Source organism: Halorussus caseinilyticus (assembly GCF_029338395.1).
GTDB classification, from domain to species: domain Archaea; phylum Halobacteriota; class Halobacteria; order Halobacteriales; family Haladaptataceae; genus Halorussus; species Halorussus caseinilyticus.
The window spans coordinates 2,388,890-2,411,558 of the sequence record NZ_CP119809.1; the positions used below are offsets into that span (position 1 = coordinate 2,388,890).

Sequence of the window (22,669 nt, forward strand, 5' to 3'; positions counted from 1 at the left end):
AGACGTGTGAACTATGGACGACCCGACGCTCTCCCGACTCCTCCGGGAGTTCGGTCTCTCGGACAAAGAGATTGACACCTATCTGACGATACTCGACCACGGCGAAGCCAAGGCCAGCGTCATCGCCGACGACGCGGGCGTCTCCAAGCGGTACGTCTACAGCGTGAGCGAGGACCTCGAAGAGCGGGGATTCGTCTCGGTCAACGACCACGCGGTCCCGACGACCATTCGGGCGGTTCCTCCCGAGCAGGTGGTCGATTCGCTGACCCAGAACGTCGAACGGATGGGTCCCGCGCTCGAATCCCGATACTCGCGGGCCACCCCCGAGTCCGACGAGTTCGAGGTCATCAAGGCCCGCGTGACGGTCCTCAAGCGAATCACCGCGCTCATCCGCGAGGCCGACGAGGAGGTGGCGCTGTCGCTCCCCCACGACCACCTCTCGGAAGTGGCCGACGAACTCCGGGATGCCGTCGAGCGCGGCGTCCTCGTGCTGTTGGTCGTCACCGGCGCGTCGCCCGGCGACGACCTCGCGCTCGACGGACTCGCCACCGTCGCCCGCGCGTGGGAGGAACCGACGCCGACGATGATAACCGCAGACCGGACCCACAGTCTGGTCGCACCGCCCCAGATGATAGCCCGGTCGAACAGCGGCGAGCGCGCAATCGCGTTCACTCAGCCACAGCTCGCGCCCGTCATCGTCGGGTCGTTCTTCGGCAACTACTGGCCGATGGCCGAGGAGGTGTACGTCGCCGACCCCCACGACCTGCCCGAGACCTACGCCGACTTCCGGCAGGCCGTGCTACAGGCCACTCTCCACCTCCGGGCAGGAACCGACCTCGTGGCGACCGTCCGGGGCCGACGACTCAACACCGAAGACGGTCCCGACCAACTCGAAGGCCGGGTCGTCGCGGTGCGGCAGGGACTGGTCGAACCCGCGAACAACTCCTTCCCGGTGGAGGCGGCGCTGGTCGTCGAGACCGGCGCGGGCCGGTACAGCGTCGGCGGCGACGGCGCGTTCGTGGAGGACTACGAGGCCGAGGAGGTCCTGCTCGAACCCGCGGAGTGACCGAACAGCAACGTTTGTTCCATAGTGGTAATTTAAGCCGTTCCGTCGCCATTCGAGCGACATGACCGAGAAACCCGACGACCTCCCGAGCAACGAGGTCACGGAAGGAGTCGAGCGCGCGCCCCACCGGGCGATGTTCCGCGCGATGGGCTACGACGACGCCGACCTCTCGTCGCCGATGGTCGGGGTCGCCAACCCCGCGGCCGACATCACGCCGTGCAACGTGCATCTGGACGACGTGGCGGAAGCGGCCTACGACGGCGTGGACCTCGCTGGCGGGATGCCAATCGAGTTCGGGACCATCACCATCTCCGACGCCATCTCGATGGGGACCGAGGGGATGCGCGCCTCGCTGATTTCCCGAGAGGTCATCGCCGACTCGGTGGAACTGGTCGCGTTCGGCGAGCGCATGGACGGACTCGTCACGGTCGCGGGGTGCGACAAGAACCTGCCGGGGATGATGATGGCCGCGATTCGGACCGACCTGCCCTCGGTCTTCCTCTACGGCGGGTCCATCATGCCCGGCGAACACGACGGCCGGGAAGTCACGGTCCAGAACGTCTTCGAGGGCGTGGGCGCAGTCGCGGAGGGCGAGATGTCCGAAGACGAGTTAGACGACCTCGAACGCCACGCCTGCCCCGGCGCGGGGTCCTGCGGCGGGATGTTCACCGCGAACACGATGGCTTCCATCTCGGAGGCGCTCGGTCTCGCGCCGCTCGGGAGCGCGGGCGCGCCAGCGGAGTTCGAGGAACGCTACGACATCGCCGAGCGAGCGGGCGAACTCGCGCTGGACTGCATCGAGAACGACCGCAGGCCCTCGGACGTACTCGACAAGCGGTCGTTCGAGAACGCCATCGCGTTGCAGGTCGCCATCGGCGGTTCGACCAACGGCGTCCTCCACTTGCTCGCGCTGGCGGCCGAGGCCGGAATCGACCTCGACATCGAGGAGTTCGACGAGATTTCGCGGCGGACGCCCAAAATCGCCAACCTCCAACCCGGCGGCGAGCGGGTGATGTTCGACCTCTACGAGCAGGGCGGCGTCCCGGTCGTGATTCGGCGACTCGTGGACGCGGGCCTGTTCGACGGCGACGCGATGACGGTCACGGGCCGGACGATTTCGGAGGAACTGGACGAACTCGACCTGCCAGACGACGAGGACATCGACGCCGAGTTCGTCCGACCCGTCTCGGACCCCTTCCACGAGGAGGGAGCCATCAAGATTCTCACGGGCAACCTCGCGCCCGACGGCGGCGTCCTGAAGGTCACGGGCGAAGACGACTTCCACCACGAGGGACCGGCGCGCGTCTTCGAGGCCGAAGAGGACGCGATGCAGTACGTCCAAGAGGGCCACATCGAGTCGGGCGACGTTATCGTCATCCGCGACGAGGGACCGCGGGGCGGTCCCGGCATGCGCGAGATGCTCGGCGTCACGTCCGCCGTCGTCGGCGCGGGCCACGAGGACGACGTGGCGATGGTGACTGACGGCCGGTTCTCGGGCGCGACCCGCGGGCCGATGATTGGCCACGTCGCCCCCGAGTCGTTCTCGGGCGGTCCCATCGGTGCGCTGGAGGACGGCGACCACGTGACCATCGACATCCCCGACCGGACGCTCGCGGTTGACCTCTCGGACGACGAACTCGAACGCCGACTCGACGCCCGCGACGAACCCGAGATGGCCTACCAGAACGGCGTGCTGGCGAAGTACGGCGCGACGTTCGGGTCGGCGGCCAACGGCGCGGTGACGAATCCGGGCGTGAAGCGCGACGAGTAGGGCAGTTGCACGACGGGTACGGCGCGCGGAGCGCGCCGTTTCCCCGCGAGCGAACGCAGTGAGCGAGCGACGGCATTCGAGAACCCGACTGCTTCTACCCCCATCGCTCTCCTCGGTCGCTCCCGTAGGTCTCAAGAGGGCGTTGGCCCAAAGAAGTCGCGTGACCATCTCTGCCGTCGTCTTCGACTTCGACTACACGCTCGCCGTGCCAGTCCAGTCGCGCGAAGCGGTGCTGGCCGAGAGTACCGAGGCAGTCGGCGCGCCCGACCTCACGCGCGAGGCGTACCTCGACGCCCACGCCGACCACCTAGACAGCGAGAGTCGGACGCCCATCTTCGCGGAACTGCTTCCCGAGGACGGCGACACCGACCCCGAGGCGCTCGCCGACACCTACCGCGGGAAGGTCGCCGAGTCGCTCCGCCCGGTCGAGGGGACCTCCGGCCTGCTGGCGGACCTCCGGCGGGACTATGCCCTCGGACTGCTCACCAACGGACCGACGAAGGCCCAGCAGAGCAAACTCGACCAGTTCGACTGGGTGGACCACTTCGACGCCATCGCGATTACGGGCGACCTCGACGCCGGAAAACCCGACGAACGCGCGTTCGAGGCCGTCCTCGCCGACCTTGGCGTCGCGCCGGAGGAAGCGGTCTACGTCGGCGACGACCCCGAGGCGGACGTGGAGGGCGCGCGCAACGCCGGACTCTACGCCGTGCAGGTCGTCTTCGAGGACGGCCCGGAACCTCACCCGGACGCAGACCTCCACCTCGAACGCGACTCGCTGGCGACCGAGTTGCCCGATGCCCTCCGGAAGCTATAGCACCGCCACGAACACGTCCGTCGCGCGCTTGACCTCCGCGCCGTCCTCCACGAAGACGAGCGTCCGCGGGGGCCGGACCGCCTTCGGCCGGACGCGCAGGCCGACATCCTCGGCGGTTTCGGCCGCGGCGTCCACCCGGTCGCGGAACTCGACGCGAACCCGGTCGTCGTGGACGTAGACCTCCGCGAGAACGTCGTCGGAGTCCGTGAACGCGACTTCGTAGGCCAGTTCCCCGTCGGCCGACCCCTCCACGTCGGGGTCGGCGTTGACGACTTCGAGGGCGTCGAGTCCGGAGTCTTCGCGGCTCGATACCTCCGAGGAGAGCAGTTGGGCGATGCGCTTGCCGTCGGTAGTTCGGTCCTCGACCATACCGGGTCGTAAGCGGGCCGCAGGATTAGGCTTCGGCTTTCGGTTCTCCCGGTCGAAACGGAGAGAAACTTTTCACCCCTGCCGACCAACCACGAAACCGTGACAGTCGTCGTCGCCACCGAAGATTTCGAAGTGTACCACGGCGTGGTCAACGAACTACGCGACCGAGGCGTGACCTTCACCACGGTCGAACCCGGCGACCCGCTCCCGGACTCCGCGACGGTCCTCGTCCGCGCCGAGAGCGACGGGACCGACCTCGAAATCGACCCGGGCGCCGCAGTCGAAACCGTCGTCGCCGACCCCGACGCTCCGAGACGAGCGGTAGACGAGGCGCTCGCCCGACTCCGCGGCGGCGAGGGCCGGACCGTCGTGGGCGTAGACCCCGGCACCCGGCCCGGCATCGCCGTCCTCTCGGGCGAGATGGTGGTCGCGGTGTTCCACGTCCCGCTAGCCGACGTTGCGGAGACGGTCCGCCGGGAAATCGCGGACGCCGTGGACCCGATTGTCCGCATCGGCGACGGCGCGCGCTTGCAGGGGAGCCAACTCGTCCGCGAGTTGGAGGACGCGCCGGTCGAACTCGTGGACGAGACCGGGACGACGCCCTACCTCGGCACCGGCGCGCGCGGCATGGGCGACGTGCTGGCCGCGGTGAACATCGCCCGACTGGAAGGCGAACGCGTCGAGGGCCGGACGGTCGAACCCACCGCCGGGGAGTTGCAGGTCATCAAGAACAAGTCCCGCGAGCGCGCCGACGACAACCGGGAAATCGACGAGGAACTGGCCCGCAGAGTCGCGGCGGGCGACCTGACGCTGGAGGAGGCGATGGACGAGCATCGGAACGGCGACGATAGCTGAGGAAAACTAATACGTTGCTTTAGGAAATAATATCATTGCTCTCGCGCCGCGCTTTCGGCGCGGCGCATCACCTCGCGGACGGGCACGTCGGCCTCGCGCGCGACCTCGGCGCAGTCGTCGTATTCGGCGCTCACGTCGTAGAACGTCCCGTCCTCGTCGCTGGCGAGTTTGACCGCGATTTCGTAGCGGTCGCCGTCGAACTCGACGGCGACCGTCTCGAACTCACGATTCGCTATCCAGCGGTGGGTCGCTCCCGTCTGTCGAATCCCGAGCGTGCCGGTCTCCTCGGCGAGGCGGCGCGCGACCGATTCGGCGTCCTCGGGCTTGCAGACGACCTTCACGAGGTGGCCCGGCCGGGACTTCTTCATCGTCAGCGGGACGATAGACACGTCGCGCGCGCCGACCTCGGCCAGCGACTCTTGCAACCCGCCCAGAATCTCGGGCGGCGCGTCGTCCAGATTCGTTTCGAGGACGGCGATGTCGTCGTATTCGAGGCCGCCACCCTCCGACGCCCCGACCATCGCCCGCAGGACGTTCGGATGCTCGGAGAAGTCGTACCCGCCAGCGCCGTAGCCCGACGAATCGACCCGAAGCGAGGGGAGCGACTCGACTCCCTCCGCGTAGTGGGCCAGAATCGCCGCGCCGGTCGGCGTCAGGAGTTCGGTCTCGACCGGCCCACCCCGGAGCGACCAGTCGGCGCGCTCCGCGATTTCGACCACCGCAGGCGTGGGCACCGGGTAGACGCCGTGGCTCATCTCCACCTCGCCGCCGCCGGTCGAGAGCGGCGTCGTCACGACGCTCTCGGGGGCCAAGTCGTCCAGCAGGAGCGCCGCACCAACCACGTCGGCGATGGCGTCGTCCGCGCCGACTTCGTGGAAGTGGGTCGATTCGAGGTCGGTGCCGTGGACGCTCGCCTCGGCCTCGCCGAGTATCTCGAAGATTGCGAGGGCGTCGGTCTCGACACGTTCGGACAGGTCCATCGACTCGACGAGTTCGACCACCTCGGGGTAGGTCCGGAGCGGTCCCGAGCCTTCGGCGTGAGAGTGCGAGTGGTTGCCGTGGGAGTGGTCGTGCGAATGGCCGTGGTCGTGATGATGGTGGTCGTGGTCGTGACTGGGGTCGTCGTGGTCGTGATGGTCGTGGTCAGCGTCTGCGTCCTCGGTCTCGTCGTCTCCACCGCCCTCCAACAGGACCGAGACCACCGTCGCCGAAATCCCGTTCTTGTCGGTCTCGCCGACTTCGTAGCGCACCGGCAGGGCGTCCTCGACGGGTGCGAGCGCGTCGCGGTCCGCGCCCGCCGCGAGCAGGGCCGCGAGTATCATGTCGCCACTCGCGCCCATCCGACCGTCGAATGCGAGCGTCTTCATGCCGTAGGAGTGGTCGCTCGCGGCGAAAAAGGCCGCGGTTGTTGGCGGCCGCGACTGCAATCACACTGCGAACCGCAGTGTCGCCGACTCCGATGAAGACCGCGACCGCACCGAGACCGCACAGCACCGCCACCGCAACCGCGGACCTCACGCCTCCCCACCCTCGCGGCCGCATTCGCGGCCGCGTCCCTCGCGCGAATGGGCGCGGCCACTTGCGGGCCGCGCCCGCACGCGCCGGGCCGTGAGCGGAGGCGGACTCGCGCCCGCGCGTTCGTTCATGCACTCACGCACTCGCACACTCACGCAGATGCGCGGTCGCGGACCCCGGTATCGACCTCCCCTGTTCCCTGCATCCACGCCGCGACCGGAACCCCGTGATTCCCGAGAAGAAAGCCGCGCCTAGCCACAAAGTACACCCGAAGGCCAAACGGCTTTGTAGCCCGAACGCGTATGCAAAACCATAGCATGCGCCCGGACGCGAAGACCGCGTTGGCCGATTCAGTGGACGAATCCCCCGGTAGCAAAGGACTTATCCTTCGCGGGCGCGGAGCGACAAACAATCCCCGTATTATCGAATCATGAATGAAGTCCAACTAGAGGTGGCAAAGGCGTACCCGAACGACTCGGGTCGCGGTATCGCCCGTCTCGACCCGGACACGCTGTTGCATCTGAAGCTGAGTCCGGGCGACATCATCGAAATCGAAGGCGGAGACACCACCGCCGCGAAGGTGTGGCGCGCAGACCGACAGGACTGGAACACCGACACGGTTCGCATCGACGGCTTCACCCGGCAGAACGCCGACGTGGGCATCGGCGAGCGCGTCGAAATCCGGAAGGCCGAGGCCGAGAAAGCCGACAAACTGGTGCTGGCACCCCCCGAAGAGGCCAGCGTCCAGTTCGGCTCGGACGCGGCCGGGATGGTCAAGCGCCAGATTCTCAAGCGCCCGGTAGTCGAGCGCGACATCGTGCCCGTGATGTCCTCGACCAACCACCCGTTCATGCGCTCGCCCGGACAGGCGATTCCGCTCATCGCCGTCGAGACCGAACCCGACGGAGTGTGTCTCATCACCGAGGACACCGAAGTCGAGTTGCGAGAAGAGCCAATCAGCGGCTTCGAGAAGACCGGCGGCGGCATCACCTACGAGGACATCGGCGGTCTCGAAAACGAGATTCAGCGCGTCCGGGAGATGGTCGAACTCCCGATGAAACACCCCCAGATTTTCAAGAAACTGGGAATCGAACCCCCGCAGGGCGTCCTGCTCCACGGGCCGCCGGGGACGGGTAAGACCCTGCTCGCCAAGGCAGTCGCCAACGAGACTTCCGCGAGTTTCTTCTCCATCGCCGGACCGGAAATCATCTCGAAGTACTACGGCGAGTCCGAACAACAGTTGCGGGAAATCTTCGAGGACGCGACCGAGGAATCGCCGTCCATCATCTTCATCGACGAGTTGGACTCCATCGCTCCGAAGCGCGAGGACGTGACCGGCGAAGTCGAACGCCGCGTGGTCGCCCAACTGCTGACGATGATGGACGGTCTCGAATCCCGCGGGCAGGTCATCGTCATCGCCGCCACGAACCGCGTGGACTCGGTTGACCCCGCACTCCGGCGTCCCGGCCGGTTCGACCGCGAAATCGAAATCGGCGTGCCCGACGAGACCGGCCGCGAGGAGATTCTCCAGATTCACACCCGCGGGATGCCGCTGTCCGACGACGTGGCGCTCGACTCGCTGGCGAACGACACCCACGGCTTCGTCGGTGCGGACATCGAGAGCCTGACCAAAGAGGCCGCGATGAAGGCCCTGCGCCGGTACCTCCCCGAAATCGACTTGGACGAGGAGGACATCCCGCCGAGCCTCATCGACCGGATGATAGTCAAGCGTCAGGACTTCAACGGCGCACTCAACGAGGTCGAACCCTCCGCGATGCGCGAAGTTCTGGTGGAACTGCCCAAAATCTCGTGGGACGACGTGGGCGGACTCGAACAGGCCCAACAGGAGGTCAAAGAGAGCGTCGAGTGGCCGCTGTCCTCGCCCGAGAAGTTCCAGCGCATGGGCATCAGTCCGCCGAGCGGGGTCCTGCTCTACGGACCGCCGGGGACCGGCAAGACCCTGATGGCGAAGGCGGTGGCCAACGAGACCAACGCCAACTTCATCTCGGTCCGCGGGCCGCAACTGCTGTCGAAGTGGGTCGGCGAGTCCGAGAAGGCCATCCGCCAGACGTTCCGGAAGGCCCGGCAGGTCTCCCCGACGGTCATCTTCTTCGACGAGTTGGACAGCCTCGCGCCCTCGCGCAGTCAGGAGATGGGCAGTAACGTCTCCGAGCGCGTGGTCAACCAACTGCTCACGGAACTCGACGGGCTAGAAGAGAAGGGCGACGTGATGGTCATCGGCGCGACCAACCGCCCGGACATGATAGACCCGGCGCTCATCCGGTCGGGCCGGTTCGACCGCCTCGTCATGATTGGCCAACCCGACGAGGAGGGCCGCGAGCAGATTCTGAAGATTCACACGGACGACACGCCGCTGTCGGCCGACGTGAGCCTGCGCGAACTCGCCGAAATCACCGACGGCTACGTGGGGAGCGACCTCGAATCCATCGCGCGCGAGGCCGCAATCGAGGCCCTCCGCGAGGACGACGACGCCACCGAGGTCGGCATGACTCACTTCCGGCAGGCGATGGAGAACGTCCGCCCGACCATCACCGAGGACCTGCTCGACTACTACGAGCAGATGAAAGACGAGTTCAAAGGCGGGTCGTCCAGTCCGACCGAAGGTCGCCGCGGCGGGCGCATCGGGTTCCAATAGAACCTTTTGCCGCGCTCGGAAGCGCCGGAGGCGCTTCCTCGCTGGCAAAACGTTCACGAAAAACACGGCGTCACCCCCTCAGTCACGCGCCGGAGGCGCGTGACTTCGAGGGTTCCTTGGTCCGCTCGCTTCGCTCGCGGTAGAATCGCTGCCCGAACGGCGGAGTTCGGTCGAGCTTCTGCGAGGGAGGGCGTTCGGGGGGCGAACGCCTGACCGCTGGAAAAGTCTTCTCAGTAGATGAGTTCGTCGTCGTTCTCGGCCATGTAGAGGGTTCGGGCGGCGATGTTGACCGCGTGGTCGCCGACACGTTCGAGGTCCCGGACCGTCAGGAGCAGGCGCGAAACGTCCTGTAGGAGCTGTTCGACCTCTTGTTCGGTGTTGTTCTCCAGTTCGGTCTCGATGAGGTCCCGGACCACGATTTCGCTGGCGCGTTCGCACTGGGCGTCCAGTTGGTCGTCCCGGTCGGCGATGTCGTAACAGCCGTCGGTGTCCTCGTCGGCGTAGGTCGCCATCGCGTCGTCTATCATTCCGAGGGTGAGCGTGCCGAGTTCTTGGATGTCCACCTCGGGGAACACGTCGTGGTTGGCTTCGAGGGTGTACTCGCCGAGGTTGGTTGCGAGGTCACCGATGCGTTCGAGGTCGGTGATAATCTTGAACGACGCGGCGATGAACCGCAGGTCGCCCGCGACGGGTTGCTGGAGCGCCAGCAGGTCGATACACTCCTGTTCGAGTTCGAGGTAGAGTTCGTTGACCTCCTCGTCGCCGTCGATGACTTCCCACGCGAGGTCCTCGTCTTTCTGTTCGAGGGCGTCGAGTCCCATGCGAAGTCGCTCCATCACGACCTCGCTCATGTAGAGGACGTTCTCGCGGAGGTCGATGAGTTTCTGTTGGTAGTCCTCTCGGGGCATACCTACGAATGTGCGGGTCCGACGGTTGTACCTTTCGACCGGAGCGGCCGAAAGACGGGACTCGGCGTCCGCGAGGCGAGTCAGTAGTCGCGGCCCCACCGGACCGCGTTGTAGTTCTCGTCGAGTTTGGTGTCGAGCGACCGCTCGAACGACTTCACGAGCGAATCGACGCTTCCGCGGTCGATTCGCGCGAGGTCGTCGGCCTTCGAGATGGCCTGCGGCGGTCCGCGTCGGGCCGCGACTTCGCCGAGAATCTGGCGCTCGATTCGCTCGCGGGTCTCGGAGTCGTCGGTGAACGCCTTCGGTGCCTCGATTTTGAACACGAGGTCCCGGCGGGGGTCGTAGACGACGCAGAACGTGACCCGGTACTGCTCGGGGTCGAGGCTCCGGTCCAAGTGGGGGTTCGTCTCGTCGGCGAAGAAGTCGTCCACTCCGGCCTCCGAGACGAACCAGTTGGTGAGCGTCAGGTCGTCGGTCAGGCGCTCGAACTCGCCGTCGGCGCGTCTCTCCCGGCGTTCGAGAATCTGGGCGAACAGGCCCGCGTCGTGGGCCCACGGCACCGGCCCGAAGTCGGTCTCGCGCTTCAGCGTCCGGACGACCGACTTCGCCGAGACGTTCTTGACGAACCCGGCGAACGGGACGCCGCGGTCGGCGAACGTCTCGACCAGTTCGGCGTAGTTGGCGAGGATTCGGCGAACGTGGTCCGAGTCCTCGAACAGGGCGGTCAGGGCTGGACTCCGGTAGTTCCACCGCAGGACGCCCTTCGGGTAGATGGGACCGTCGAGCAGGAGGAGGTCCGACACCCGGTCGGCGTGTTCGAGCGCGTGAGAACTCTCGGCGAGGTAGAGCGCGAGGGCGTGAACCACGTCCTCCTCGTACTGGTTCTGCGGGAGGTGAGTGTGGACGATTCGCCGCCGACTGCCGCGGTCGTAGGACTCCCAGTCGGTGCCGAAGTCCTTCGTGGTGTCGTTCGAGTGGAGCGCCTTCACCACCGTCCGGCAGTCGTGGAGGTCTAGGTCCGACGGGCTAGCGCTCATCGCGGCGTGGGCCACGTCTAAGACCAGACCGTTCTTGAACGGCTTGGGGTTGAGCGTCCCGGCGTCGAGACCGTGGGTCGTCGGGAACGGAGCGTCTTCGAGCGCGATTTCCTCGGCGTTCACCCGGCGGCGCGCCAGTTCGTCCATCGGTTCGACGACGAGTCCGTCGTCGCCGACGAGCGGGTCGAGGAAGTTCTCCCAGACGGTCTCGGCGGCGTCCCGGTGGTCTCGGTCCTCGGCGTCGTAGTCGATGCAGTCGGCCAACCCCGCGATGCCGTCGAAATGCACCGGGTCGAGCGTCATACAGACCGCATTCGGACCCACCGCCAAAAATCCCGCCGTTCAGGTGGCCTTTTGGGGGCCGACCGCATACCACCGTCCATGACCAGATTCGACGCCGCGACGCCCGAGGACCGCCAGAAACTCTTCGCGGAAGCCATCACCGCCCACCGCGAGCGCGGGAGTCCGTTCGCCACGTTCGAGGCGAGCGCCGACGCGTCGGCGCTCGCCGCCGAAACCGACGCGGGCGGCGACGGGACGACCGGCGCGGACGCCGACGACCAGACGGAAGCGCCGCCGTGGGTTCAGTTCGGCGACGGCGTTCTCAACCTCGACTGCACCGACGCGGAGTTGGACGACCTCAAGTCGGTCCTCGGCGAGTTCCCGGCGTTCAAGATAGACGACCTCACCCGCCCCGAGGAGGCCGAGGGCGTCAACGTCCGGGTGTCCGCGCTGGCCGACCCGAACCGGGTCGGCCAGTGCGTCGAGCGCATCTTCCGGGAGGTGTACGACCAACCCGAGTCGTTCCGCGCGTGGGTCGTCGCGGTGTGACTCGGCGAGTTCGATAGCCAGATTGAACGTCTTTTCGGCAATCTACACCTATATTTAGAAAATGTTTAGATAGTGAAGACAATCCCCTAGGTTTCTGAAAGCCGTCTCAGTCCAAGTGGATATACGTCCGAGTCGTCCCGACGCCCTCCACCTCGTGGATACCGCCGGTGACGATTTTCTGGAGGTCTCGGACGGTCTCGCCTTCGATTTCGGCTACCACGTCGAAGTCCCCGGAGACGACGTGGGCCTCCGTCACTCCCGACAGGTCGCGGAAGGTGGCAACCGCGTCCTCCGACGCTCCCGCTCCCGTGATGATTGCGATGTAGGCACGGACCATGCCACCGGGTACGACGACCCCCCACCAAAGTATTGTTGCCGATTCGCACGGTGCCGGTTCTCGCGGATTCGACTGTGGTCTCTGCTATCCTCGTGGTCTCTGTTGTCTTCGTGGTCTCGGAAAGCTCTGACCGCTCGCTCCGTACCGCAGGAACCAAACCGATGATGACTTCCTCGAAAGCCCCCGCCCGCTCGCGGTCGCTCAGTGACATCTCTCCGGTTCGCTGTCGCTCACCTCCGAGAGAGGTCACTGAGACGACCACGTAGAACGCCGGGAGACAAACCGCGTCTCCCGAGGTCACACTCGCTTCGCTCGCGTGACCGCGAGCGGGCGGCCCCTTTATCCCACCCCGGCGGTTGGTCGGGCGAGCGTTCGCTGTCGGTTGCTCGGCCGGGCGCGCCAAACCGCCGCTCGCGTCCGCCTGCGCTCGTCTCGGGCGCGTACTCGTACGCGCCCGCGGTCACACACGCACCCGACCGGCCGCGCGACCGCCTGCCACACGAGGTTTCCGTCCGGAGACCGAATCTCGTTACATGAGTTTCGTCGCGGAGTTCTCCGTCTCGGCCGACGACTTCGCTCTCGGGGATGCACTCGCCGCGGTGCCGGAGATGCAGGTCGAAGTCGAACGTCTCGCCACCCACAGCAGGGAGTGGGTGATGCCGTTCCTCTGGGTCTCGGGCGGTGACCCCGACGCCTTCGGGGATGCACTGGCCGACGACGAGACGGTCGCCGACGTGAAGACGCTCGACCGTCTCGGCGACACGCGCCTCTACATGGTCGAGTGGAGCGAGTCCGTCAAGCGTCTCGTGGACACGATGATTGACAAACACGCCATCGTACAGGAGGCGGTCGCTCGCCACGAGTGGTTCCTCAAACTCCGGTTCGCCGACGAGAACCAGCTTTCGGCGTTCTACCGCCACTTCGGACCGGACTTCGAACTCCACCGGAAGCAACGGACCACCGAACCCAAGCACCGCGAGTTCGGCCTGACGCCCGAGCAACGCGAGACGCTGGTGCTGGCCTCGGAGATGGGCTACTTCTCGGTACCCCGCGAGGCCACCGTCGAGGACCTCGCCGACCACCTCGGCATCTCGACTAACTCGGTCTCTCAGCGACTCCGCCGCGCCCACGACGCCTTAGTCCGGAACACGCTCCTCGCCAACGGACGGCGGCGGCCGGAGTGAGTCGGCATCAGTATCGAGACCGAGGTCTTACCTTCGTTTTCTATCAGACGATGGTAGCGGAGGTGCCATACGGAGTCGGTGTCACGCCGAGTCGTCGCGCGGCGAGAGAACGGAGTTTCGGGAACGCACGGGGTAGCGACTGCTTTCGAAATCGAGGGTCGGGCGTCCACACTCGCACTCGCGGAGACGTTCGAGCGCGACGGCGCGGCCACGAACTACTCGCGGCGGACTTCCTCGGGGAGCGCGAAAAATCGAGATAGTCCGGTCAGGACTGCCAGTACGCGGGCGTCAGCAGGACGAGTACGGGCAGGATTTCGAGGCGGCCTATCCACATCAAAAACACCATGAACAGTTTCGTGGACGCCGGGAACGGAATGTAGTTGTTCATCGGACCGACGAGACCGAACCCCGGACCGACGTTGCCGAGGGTCGCCGCGGTCGCGCTCATCGCGTCGAGCGCGACCAAGTCCATCCCGACGCGGGCGGCGTCGAGGTAGACCACCATCGTCGCGACGAAGAAGATGACGAAGTAGAGCAGGGTGAACGCGTAGATGCCCCGGACCGCGCGCTCGTCCAGCGACCGGCCGCCGAGTCGGACCGGCCGGACCGCCTCGGGGTGGATAGTCGTGAACAACTCACGCTTGAGCGACTTCAGGATGACCAGCCAGCGCACGATTTTGATGGCTCCGCCGGTCGAACCCGCCGAACCGCCGACGAACAGCGCCACGAACAGGACGTACTGGGCCGGACTCCCCCACGTGTTGAAGTCCATGCTGGCGTACCCCGTGGTCGTCACGAGCGAGGCCACCTGAAAGACGGCGTGACGAAGCGACTTCTCGAACTCGCCCGCGAGAGGGCTGACTGCGGCTTGTTCGGCCGTTCCGCCGGTGAACAGCAGGACGGCGAGCAGTCCCGAGAACACCGCCAGCACGCCGACGTAGAATCGGAACTCCGTGTCTTCTCCGAACACCTCGGGTTCGCCGTTCAGCGCGTGCCAGAACAGCGCGAAGTTGGTCCCCGCGGCCACCATGAACGGGACGATGAGCCACTGGACCGCGGCAGAGAACGCCTCGATGCTCCGGGCGGCGGGCGAGAACCCGCCGGTCGCCATCGTGGTGAACCCGTGGGCGACCGACTGGTAGAGGGTCATGTTCGGCGCGAGACCGGCGAGGTGGAGCGAGAACAGCAAGACGACTTCCAGCGCGGTGATACCGAGGTAGGCCCGCCAGAGCGCGCGGGCGGTCTCGGCGATTCGGGGCGTGAGTTTCTGGATGCCCGGTCCCGGCGCTTCGGCGTCCATCAGTTGCGCGCCACCCACCGAGAGTTCGGGCAGGATGGCGACGGCGAGAACGACGATGCCCATGCCGCCGAGCCACTGGGTCTGTTGGCGCCACATCATCAGCGCCCGCGAGTGGTCCTCGAACCCGATGTTCTTCATCACGGTGGCCCCCGTGGTAGTGAACCCGCTCATCGACTCGAACATGGCGTTGACGGGGTGTGCGACCGTCCCCTCTCCGGCGATGACGTAGGGCGTCGCACCGACGATAGAGACCGCTAGCCACGTCAGCGCGACCATCAGAAAGCCCTCGCGCGCGCCGAGGTCGGGGTCGTCGTCCAACTGTTCGAGACCCCACCCGATACCGACCGCCAGCGCCATCGACGCGAGGAACGTCGTCACGCCCTCGCCGTAGAAGACTGCGAGCGCGAGCGGAAACACCATCGCCACGGCCAACCACTTGACCACGGTGCCGACCAGACTACTGCTGGCGCGCCAATCGACGCGCAGGTTCATAGTTTCTCGGTGACGGCTTCCAGCGCGTCTCTGTCCACGAAGACGACCACGTGGTCTCCCGGTTCGACCACGGTGTCACCGCGGGGCACGACGAACGACTCGTCGCGGGTGATGGCCCCGACGATGAACCCCTCGGGCAGGTCGGCCACCGCTTCTCGGATGGGTCGGCCCACGAGGACCGACTCGTCGTCCACCTCGACTTCGAGAACTTCGGCCTTGTCGTTCTCGATGAGCGCGACGTTCTCGGTGTGGAGTTCGCGGGTGAATCTGGTTATCTCCTCGGCGGTGACTTCCCGAGGGTTGACCGCAACGTCCACGCCGACCGTCTCGAAGACGCTGACGTACTCGCCGGACTCGACCACTGCGACGGTCCGGTGCGCGCCGAGTTGCTTGGCCAGCACCGACACGAGCAGGTTCTTCTCGTCGCTTTCGAGCGCGGCGACCACGGCGTCGGCCTCGTCTACGTGTTCGCGGGCGAGGAACTCGGCGTCCGTCGCGTCGTTCTCCATGACCACGGTGTTGGGCAACTCCTCGGCGAGTTCGCGCGCCCGGTCGTGGTCGTGTTCGATGAGTCGCGGGTGGAGACCCCGCTCTTCGAGCAGTCGAGCGGTGTGATAGCCGATTTCGCTCCCGCCGATGATGACCAAATCCTCGTTGCGCGAGGGCGTCTCGCGGGGCGCGATTTCGTGGGCGAACTCTTGGACGCTCTCGGGGCTTCCGATGACGACCACCTTGTCGTCGGCCCGGATGACCGTCTCCCCGCGGGGAATCTCCACGTCGCCGTTTCGGAGGAGTGCCGCAAACGTCAGCGAGTCGAAGCGGTCGGCCTCGCTGACGGTCTGGTTGGCGACGGGACTGCTCTCGCCCACCTCGAACTCGGCCATCTGGACGGTACCGCCCGCGAACGGGTCCACGTCGCGCGCGGCTGGCAGGCCGATGACCCGAACGATGTCTTGGGCGGTCAGCAGGTTCGTACACACCATGAAGTCCACGCCGAACGCGGTCCGGTCGGCGGCGTGTTGCCACGTTTCGAGGTAATCGACGTTCTTGACTCGCGCGATGGTGAACGGGTCGTCCACGGTCTTGGCGGTGCCGCAGGCGACCAGATTCGTCTCGTCGTCGTCGGTGCTGGCAATCATCATGTCGGCCTCGTCGATGCCCGCCTCCCGGAGCGTCGAGATGGACGTGCCGTCGCCTTGGATGGCCAGCACGTCCTCGGAGTAGGTCAGAGCGTCCACTCGTTCGCCGTCTACGTCCACGACGACGACTTCGTGGGTGTCCGCGAGACTCGCCGCGATGGAGGAGCCGACCTCACCTGCGCCGATGATGATAACGCGCATCAGTACCCTCCGTCATTCTTGAAGGCTGTTGCAAGCCCCACCGTATGATTATTTCCTTTCTCGGACGGCGGCGCGACTCGCCGGTCCCGACGCCGTGAGCAAAATTCCGGCCGGGAACCGTCCGAACCCGGATTCGCCCGCCGTCGCCGACGAGTTGTCGGCGACGGCGGGCGAAAAACGTATACCGTGCTTTGGGCAATTATATATTATTCTTTGAGAAATCTAAATGCGTCTTTCGGAACGAATTATGACTGTCGGTTCGTGGCGCGCGCGACCGGCGCGCCGGTCGCGCTCTCGGTCTCAGGCCGTGCGCGACTGCGAGACGCGCTTGGTCACCGAGACCGGAAACCGGCTGGTTCGGCCGTCTATCACGAGGTTGTCGTAGTAGAGGTCGAGCGTGGCCGGGTTGACCGCGTTGCCGTGGCCCACCCCGACTCGGACGAGTCGGGCGTCGTCGCCGAACCGCGCTATCACGTCGTCGAACGTCGCGCTCTCGCCCCCTTCGGTCTCGGTGTACTCGAACCAGCGACTCGTCCCGGCGGTGTCCCCGCGCATCCGGGCGAGAACGTCGAAGGTGGTCCATCGCTCGTCGCCGCCGCCCGCGTCGGCGGTCAGGTACATCCCGTGTCGGCCGTCGGCGTTCTCGACCACCAGAAACGTCTCGTCTGGCGCGAGCGCCCCCGAGTCGTCCGGGTTGACGTTGTTCGGTCCCTCGTAGTAGTCGTAGGCGAGTTCGCCGAGACCGCCCAGCGTCGTCTCGGAACTCGGGGCCGCTATCGACGCCGCGTAATCGACCGTCGAGTTCCCGCCCGACGTGACGTGAATCGGCCGCGGGTGGGCCTCGTCGCGCGCGTCGTCGCCCGCCTCGACCGTCGCGGTGTACGAACCGTCGCCGTTCAGGTCGAACAGCGTCACCCCCGGCGCGAGCGAGGTGTCTACCTCTTGGCGGGCCGACGGCGCAGACGCGCCGTCGGCCGCCGGTCCGCGCTCGGCCGTCACTCCGTTTTCGGCCGCCGCGCCGCTTCCGACCGCTCCCACCGTCAGGGCGGCTATCCCTCGCAGGACCGCCCGTCGCTCCCGATTCATGGTCACCGACACGACGCGCGCCGGTTTATGCTTTCGTCCCGGTTCCACCCTCGTTCCGGCGTCGGCGCGAGCGACACGCCGTCTCAGTCCGGGTTCACGTCCAGCGTCACCGTCACCGGCGCGTCGGCCCCGTCGAACGCGACGGCCCCGGAGTAGCGATACACGTCGAACCCGCCGTCTACGACGCCCCGGACCACGTTCGAGTCGGAAATCTCGTCGCTGGATTCGGCGTTCTCGGCCGCCTCGACCCGTCCGCTGACCCGGAACTTGTAGTTGGCCTTCGGACCCTCGCCCTCGACGGTTATCGTGTTGGGCAGTTGCTCGTCGTCTTCGGTCGTGTCCTCGAAGAGGTCGCCGTCCACGAACACCCTTCCCGGCCCGTCGAGTTGCAGGTCGGTGGGTTCGCCCGTGAAGAGCCAACTGTCGCACCGCCCCTCGGCGACGGCCCCGCGGCCGGTGTTCTCGTCCACGAGTTCGTCGCCGGGGTCGGTCTCGTAGGTCCCGCCGCGCTCGACTTCGCCGGTCACGCTGACCTCGTAGGAGAACGTCTCGTCTCCGGCCGCGCAAAACGTGATTTCGCGCCATCCCTCGGCACTGGCGTTTCCGGCCAGTGCGCTCCCCGCGAGTCCCGCGGCGGTCGCTCCCAGTACGGTCCGTCGGTCGATGTTCGATTCCCCGTCGTCCGCAGAGTCGGTCATTGGTTCCACACCCCGGTCGAGTCGTTGCGCTCCGAGGGTTTGAACCCGGACGCTCCTCAACCCGTCTTTCGCCCGGTCGGACCGAATCAACCGAAGTTCACGCGAGAAACGCGACGTTTCCGAGCGCAACGCGGGATAGAACCGACTTCACGCCGGGGTTACCGCGACGGGCGGCGCGACTTTTTCCGGTCGGTCCGTCGTCACGCGCCGAAAGACCGAACAGACACCTCTCTCCCGGAAGATATAGTGGCTCTGTCGGCCGATTCGCCGAACGACGGCCAACACTTTCGTTAGCGCACGAGTCGAACTTTCCTCAGAGCGACGGATGGCAGAACACACTCGCACGTTGGGTTTCCGGGTCGCGTTCGCGCTGGGTTTGGGGACGATGATAGCCGCGGGTATCTTCTCGCTGTCGGGGACGGCCGTGGCGGTGGTCGGGAGTAGTGCGGTCATCTCGTTCGTCCTCGCGGCGGTCATCGCGGGCATCACCGCGGCGTCGTACTCCGAGTTCGCCTCCATCTACAGCGAGAACGGCGGGGGCTACCTCTTCTCGTCGCGGACGTTCGAGAACGACAAACTCCTGTTCGCGGTCGGAGCGTCCCTGTTCATGGGCTACTGCGCGACCACGGCGTTCTACCTCGCCACGATGGGCGAGTGGTTCCACCAGTTCATCATCCCGCACGGCGTTCCGATTCCCCACGGTGCGGTCGCAATCACGGCCGCGGTTCTGTTGGGCTACCTCAACGCGCAGGGGACCGAGGAGAGCGGGACGTTTCAGGTCCTCGTGACCGCCGCGAAGGTGGCGGTCCTGCTGGTGTTCATCGCCGGGGCGTTCGCCTTCGAGGGACCGACGCAGGCGGTCGGTACCTTCGCCGGGGAGTTCAAAACGAACGCGGGCGGCATCGTCCAAATCGCGGCGGTGGCGTTCATCACCTTCTTCGGGTTCTCGGCAATCGCGGCCAGCGCGGGCGAAATCATCGAACCGCGGCGGGTCGTCCCGAAGGCAATCGGCGCGAGCATCCTCACGGTCACGATTCTGTACATCTTCGTCATCGTGGCGATGGTCAACTCGCCGATTCCGGCGGAAGTCGTGGCCCGGCAGGGCGAGACGGCGATGGGGGAGGTCGCCGCGGCGTTCCTCGGGAGTTTCGGCAAGTGGCTCATCGTGGCCGGGGCCATCTTCAGCATGGTGTCGGCGTCGAACGCCTCGATTCTGGCGGCGTCGGGCATCGGGTCGCTGATGGGTCGGCAGGGCCAAGCACCCCGGCGGTTTAGCCGCGTCCACCCCGAGTACGGGACGCCGTTCTGGAGCGTCGTCTCGGTGACGGGAACCATCTCCGCTCTCATCCTCGTGTTCATGTCGCTGTTTCCCGCCGAGGGTGGCCTCGGCGTTCTCAATCTCGGACTCGACGCGCTGACCGGGTTCGCCAACCTCAACCTGCTCGGCCCGCTCGCGGTGGTCAACGTCGCGCTCATCCTCTCGCGGCGGCGCTACCCCGACATGGACCGCCCGCTGGAAGTGCCGTTCTCGCCGTGGGTGCCGATTCTCGGCATCGTCGCCAACGTCGCGCTCATCACGAACCTACCGCCGAAGGGCATCGTCATCGGCGTGGCTATCGAACTCGCGCTCGTGGCCGCGTACCTCGCGTGGGGCGGCGCGCCCGACGTGGCGGAACTCACGAAAGAGGCCGTGGGCCGTCACCAACCGGTCCGAACCAGCGGCGGTGAGACGGTCAACCGCACCGGTGCCGACCGGACGGCCGGAGGTGTCGAAGGCACGTCTGAGACCGGGACCCCCGCCGAGTCCGGGGACCGCTTCCGGGTCCTCGTCCCGGTGGCGCGAATCGACCGCGCGCCGGTCCACGTACGACTGGCCGCGACGCTGGCGAACGCGCGGGCCGAGAACCCGATGCTACAGGTCGTCAACGTCACCCACATCCCCGACCAGACGCCCTACGAGATGGTCCAAGACGACGCCGAGAAGCGCGCCGACAGACTCGTAGAGCGCCTCGAAAGCGTGGACGTGGACGCCGAGTACACGGTCGAGGGACACATCTCGCGGGACATCGGCTTCGACATCAACCAGACCGCCCGCGACGACGGCGTGGACCTCGTACTGATGGGCTATCCCGAGGAACACTACGAAGTCACCGAGACGGTGGAGTACGACGCGCCCTGCGACGTGCTGTTCACGCAGGGGTTCGAGACCGAGGACTTGGACGGTCTGGATGTCGTCACCATCGGCGCGGGCGGCGGCCCCCACCACGACTCGATGGTCTCGCTGGTGAGTTCGCTCGGGAAGTCGGGTGCGGCGATTCACGTCGTCAACGTTAACCCCGCCGGAGGCGGCGGGACCCCCGAGAACATCCGGCGGACCCTAGACGCCTTCCCCGACGACCTGTCGGTCGAAGCCCACGAAGTCGAGGCCGACACCGTGGCCGAGGGACTGGTCACGACGGCGGCCGAGAACGGCGGACCGCTGTTCATCGGCGCGTCCCGGACTCGCCTGCTCCGGCGGTGGGTCCTCGGTTCGACGCCCGACCGAGTAATCGACCGGGCCGACGACCTCGGCGTCCCGGTGGTCGTCTACGCCAAACCGACGGGTCTCAGCGACCGACTCGGCGAAGCCCTCTTCCCGGTCAGTCGCTACATCCGGTCGGCGTTCCGGAAGTAGCGCGTCGTCCACCCGGACACGTCGTTTGTGGAGCCGAGCGCGGTCAGAGACCGCCGAACGAGAGCGGTTTAGCCTCCTCCCAGCGCGGCGCGAACTTCTTTCGGACGCCCGCGGCGAACTCGGGGTCTTTCATGTCTATCATGGCGAACGCCTCGCCGGGGTTCAGGGGATTCGCTACCTCGACGCACACCTCCACGTCGTCGATGAGGTTGAACGTTCCCTGCAGACCCTCCGTCGTCCGGACCGCGAACTCGGGGTGGTCGGCGAACGTCTCGGTGTAGCGTTCGCCGACGCTCGGCGGGAGCGTCTCCACGAGTTCCGGCGTCATGAGCAACGACACCTTCACGCCGCGGTCCAGCGCCGCTTCGAGGTGCTTGGCCACGAGGTCACCCACGTCGCCGATGTCGAACTGGGCCGACGAATCCCCGGCGACCATCACGATTCGGTCGTCGGCCGCGTCGAGTCGCTCGACCAGCAGGTCCGTCGATTCCTCGGGACCCACCGCCGCGGTCCAGAACCCCTCTTCGACCGGTTCGGCGGCGTCGAGTTCCTCGGTCAGGTCGTCCACGATGCCCTCGTACTGCTCGGCCTGCTCTTCGAGTTCTTCGAGTTTGTCGTCCAGCAGGCGGTTCAACGCGGTTTCGGGTTCGACCGCGACGTACTTCTTGGGCCGACTCGCGCTCTGGGACCGCGCGAGGTTGTGGGTCTCCAGACTGCTCAGCACGTCGTAGATTCGGCCCATCGGTACGTCGCTCGCCCGCGACAACTCTTTGGCAGTTGTCGGTCCCGCGTCCAACAACGACCGATACGCTCGGGCCTCGTACTCGGAGAGGCCGAGGTCTCGTAGACTCGCCATGTGGGTAGCCAGACGCGCCGACCCTATAAACTCTCGCTTCGTTTGTTGTTGAGACGGCATCACGACGCGCGTGCGAGACGCACGCGCGTCGGTAGGGCCGTGAGGGAAACGTATACACACACCTAAGAAATATTTAGATTTCTAAAGCAACGATTTAGGAATATTTAGCGTTCGACTCGTCGCCTCACTCTTCGCCGTCGGCCGACCCGTCGCCGTCGAGTTCCGGGTCGAATAGGTCTTCGATGCGGCAGTCGAAGTGCCGGGCGAGTTCGAACGCGAGTTCGATGGACGGGTCGTACCGGTCGCGTTCGATGGCGTTGATGGTCTGGCGCGTGACCCCGACCGCGGCCGCGAGGTCCGACTGGCTCATGCCCTCGGCGCTCCGTCGCTCCCGGACCTCGTTCCTCATGGCCGGTAGCGAAGCGCGAGGTAGACCACGCCGAACAGCGCGTAGACGCCGACGAACCCGTACAGCGCGGGCCACACCGCCGCGGGAACGGTGTAGTCGCTCACCCGCGGGAGGACGCGCGCGACGGACGCGGCGACGGCTAACACCGGCGCGAGTAGCGTCAGCGTGAGTTGACTCGCTCGCCGTTCGAGCGCCCGGTCTCGCTCGTCGAACAGCGACAGCGACGTGCCCTGCCAGACGGCGAGGAACCCGGCGACGCCGACCCAGTAGACCGCTTCGCTGGCGAGCGGGTAGCCCAACACCTCCCTGAGCAGGAGGCCGAGACCGACGCCGCCGAGGAGGAACCCGACCATTAGGCGTCGATACAGTCGTTTCTTGGCGAGCGGACCGCGTTCGGAGTGCGTAGTTCGTGTCATGGACGTGGAGTAGGTGTAAAGCGGGCTTGTCGTAAAGTACGCTTTACAGTAA

The 22,669-nt window shown here is 66.4% G+C and carries 20 protein-coding genes; 8 read left to right on the forward strand and 12 right to left on the reverse strand.

Annotated features, from left to right (window positions below; translation table 11 throughout):
- The first annotated feature begins 13 nt into the window (after nucleotides 1-13).
- The 3 genes from P2T60_RS12050 (at nucleotide 14) to P2T60_RS12060 (ending at nucleotide 3,654) form a co-directional block, all read left to right on the forward strand.
- Complete coding sequence (locus tag P2T60_RS12050) at nucleotides 14-1,066, forward strand: TrmB family transcriptional regulator (protein WP_276279494.1); 1,053 nt, start codon at nucleotides 14-16, stop codon at nucleotides 1,064-1,066.
- 61 nt (nucleotides 1,067-1,127) lie between these two features.
- Nucleotides 1,128-2,837, forward strand: a complete 1,710-nt coding sequence (ilvD, locus tag P2T60_RS12055) for a dihydroxy-acid dehydratase (protein ID WP_276279495.1) — start codon at nucleotides 1,128-1,130, stop codon at nucleotides 2,835-2,837.
- A gap of 160 nt (nucleotides 2,838-2,997) precedes the next feature.
- Entirely contained in the window at nucleotides 2,998-3,654 is a 657-nt protein-coding gene (locus P2T60_RS12060) for an HAD family hydrolase (protein WP_276279496.1), read from the forward strand.
- Here the strand turns inward: P2T60_RS12060 and P2T60_RS12065 are convergent.
- The gene (locus P2T60_RS12065; protein ID WP_276279497.1) at nucleotides 3,649-4,023 is read right to left on the reverse strand and encodes a DUF7993 family protein; all 375 of its coding nucleotides are present in this window, start codon (nucleotides 4,021-4,023) and stop codon (nucleotides 3,649-3,651) included. The two genes, P2T60_RS12060 and P2T60_RS12065, sit on opposite strands and share 6 nt — an antisense overlap.
- A gap of 99 nt (nucleotides 4,024-4,122) precedes the next feature.
- Here P2T60_RS12065 and P2T60_RS12070 point away from each other — a divergent pair, with 99 nt between their 5' ends.
- Complete coding sequence (locus tag P2T60_RS12070) at nucleotides 4,123-4,878, forward strand: hypothetical protein (protein WP_276279498.1); 756 nt, start codon at nucleotides 4,123-4,125, stop codon at nucleotides 4,876-4,878.
- 32 nt (nucleotides 4,879-4,910) lie between these two features.
- On the opposite strand, the gene larC is transcribed toward P2T60_RS12070, so the two are convergent.
- A complete protein-coding gene (gene larC / locus P2T60_RS12075) occupies nucleotides 4,911-6,245 on the reverse strand; it encodes a nickel pincer cofactor biosynthesis protein LarC (RefSeq protein WP_276279499.1) in 1,335 nt (444 codons plus the stop codon).
- Nucleotides 6,246-6,823: 578 nt separating this feature from the next.
- Between larC and P2T60_RS12080 the strand changes: the two genes are divergently transcribed.
- A complete protein-coding gene (locus tag P2T60_RS12080) occupies nucleotides 6,824-9,049 on the forward strand; it encodes a CDC48 family AAA ATPase (RefSeq protein ID WP_276279500.1) in 2,226 nt (741 codons plus the stop codon).
- Between the two features lie 230 nt (nucleotides 9,050-9,279).
- Here the strand turns inward: P2T60_RS12080 and phoU are convergent, their stop codons facing one another.
- Together phoU and P2T60_RS12090 are read right to left on the reverse strand one after the other, a co-directional pair.
- Nucleotides 9,280-9,957, reverse strand: coding sequence for a phosphate signaling complex protein PhoU (gene phoU / locus P2T60_RS12085; protein WP_276279501.1), 678 nt, complete (start codon nucleotides 9,955-9,957; stop codon nucleotides 9,280-9,282).
- Between the two features lie 80 nt (nucleotides 9,958-10,037).
- Nucleotides 10,038-11,297, reverse strand: coding sequence for a DNA double-strand break repair nuclease NurA (locus tag P2T60_RS12090; protein WP_276279502.1), 1,260 nt, complete (start codon nucleotides 11,295-11,297; stop codon nucleotides 10,038-10,040).
- A 78-nt stretch (nucleotides 11,298-11,375) separates the two neighbouring features.
- Here P2T60_RS12090 and P2T60_RS12095 point away from each other — a divergent pair, with 78 nt between their 5' ends.
- Complete coding sequence (locus tag P2T60_RS12095) at nucleotides 11,376-11,825, forward strand: DUF7975 family protein (RefSeq protein ID WP_276279503.1); 450 nt, start codon at nucleotides 11,376-11,378, stop codon at nucleotides 11,823-11,825.
- Nucleotides 11,826-11,931: 106 nt separating this feature from the next.
- Here P2T60_RS12095 and P2T60_RS12100 read toward each other — a convergent pair whose 3' ends face one another.
- Complete coding sequence (locus P2T60_RS12100; protein ID WP_276279504.1) at nucleotides 11,932-12,162, reverse strand: Lrp/AsnC ligand binding domain-containing protein; 231 nt, start codon at nucleotides 12,160-12,162, stop codon at nucleotides 11,932-11,934.
- 533 nt (nucleotides 12,163-12,695) lie between these two features.
- Here P2T60_RS12100 and P2T60_RS12105 point away from each other — a divergent pair.
- Nucleotides 12,696-13,346, forward strand: a complete 651-nt coding sequence (locus P2T60_RS12105) for a helix-turn-helix domain-containing protein (RefSeq protein WP_276279505.1) — start codon at nucleotides 12,696-12,698, stop codon at nucleotides 13,344-13,346.
- A gap of 265 nt (nucleotides 13,347-13,611) precedes the next feature.
- On the opposite strand, the gene P2T60_RS12110 is transcribed toward P2T60_RS12105, so the two are convergent.
- The 4 genes from P2T60_RS12110 to P2T60_RS12125 all read right to left on the reverse strand — a co-directional run bounded on the left by P2T60_RS12110 (nucleotide 13,612) and on the right by P2T60_RS12125 (nucleotide 18,262).
- Complete coding sequence (locus P2T60_RS12110; RefSeq protein ID WP_276279506.1) at nucleotides 13,612-15,138, reverse strand: TrkH family potassium uptake protein; 1,527 nt, start codon at nucleotides 15,136-15,138, stop codon at nucleotides 13,612-13,614.
- Nucleotides 15,135-16,478: a Trk system potassium transporter TrkA gene (gene trkA / locus P2T60_RS12115; RefSeq protein WP_276279507.1), complete on the reverse strand. Its 1,344-nt coding sequence runs from the start codon at nucleotides 16,476-16,478 to the stop codon at nucleotides 15,135-15,137. Before trkA ends, P2T60_RS12110 begins: the two co-directional genes overlap by 4 nt.
- A 300-nt stretch (nucleotides 16,479-16,778) precedes the next feature.
- Nucleotides 16,779-17,564 (reverse strand): hypothetical protein, encoded by a 786-nt coding sequence (locus P2T60_RS12120; RefSeq protein ID WP_276279508.1) that lies wholly within the window; start codon nucleotides 17,562-17,564, stop codon nucleotides 16,779-16,781.
- An 83-nt stretch (nucleotides 17,565-17,647) separates the two neighbouring features.
- Complete coding sequence (locus P2T60_RS12125; RefSeq protein ID WP_276279509.1) at nucleotides 17,648-18,262, reverse strand: hypothetical protein; 615 nt, start codon at nucleotides 18,260-18,262, stop codon at nucleotides 17,648-17,650.
- 325 nt (nucleotides 18,263-18,587) lie between these two features.
- On the opposite strand from P2T60_RS12125, the gene P2T60_RS12130 reads away from it, so the two are divergent.
- Nucleotides 18,588-20,936, forward strand: coding sequence for an amino acid permease (locus tag P2T60_RS12130; RefSeq protein WP_276279510.1), 2,349 nt, complete (start codon nucleotides 18,588-18,590; stop codon nucleotides 20,934-20,936).
- Nucleotides 20,937-20,979: 43 nt separating this feature from the next.
- On the opposite strand, the gene P2T60_RS12135 is transcribed toward P2T60_RS12130, so the two are convergent.
- From P2T60_RS12135 to P2T60_RS12145, 3 genes are all read right to left on the reverse strand, one after another.
- Complete coding sequence (locus P2T60_RS12135) at nucleotides 20,980-21,792, reverse strand: TrmB family transcriptional regulator (RefSeq protein ID WP_276279511.1); 813 nt, start codon at nucleotides 21,790-21,792, stop codon at nucleotides 20,980-20,982.
- Nucleotides 21,793-21,976: 184 nt separating this feature from the next.
- Nucleotides 21,977-22,201, reverse strand: a complete 225-nt coding sequence (locus P2T60_RS12140; protein WP_276279512.1) for a helix-turn-helix transcriptional regulator — start codon at nucleotides 22,199-22,201, stop codon at nucleotides 21,977-21,979.
- Nucleotides 22,198-22,617, reverse strand: coding sequence for a DUF2178 domain-containing protein (locus P2T60_RS12145; RefSeq protein WP_276279513.1), 420 nt, complete (start codon nucleotides 22,615-22,617; stop codon nucleotides 22,198-22,200). The genes P2T60_RS12140 and P2T60_RS12145 overlap by 4 nt, the downstream gene beginning before the upstream one ends.
- Nucleotides 22,618-22,669 lie beyond the last annotated feature (52 nt).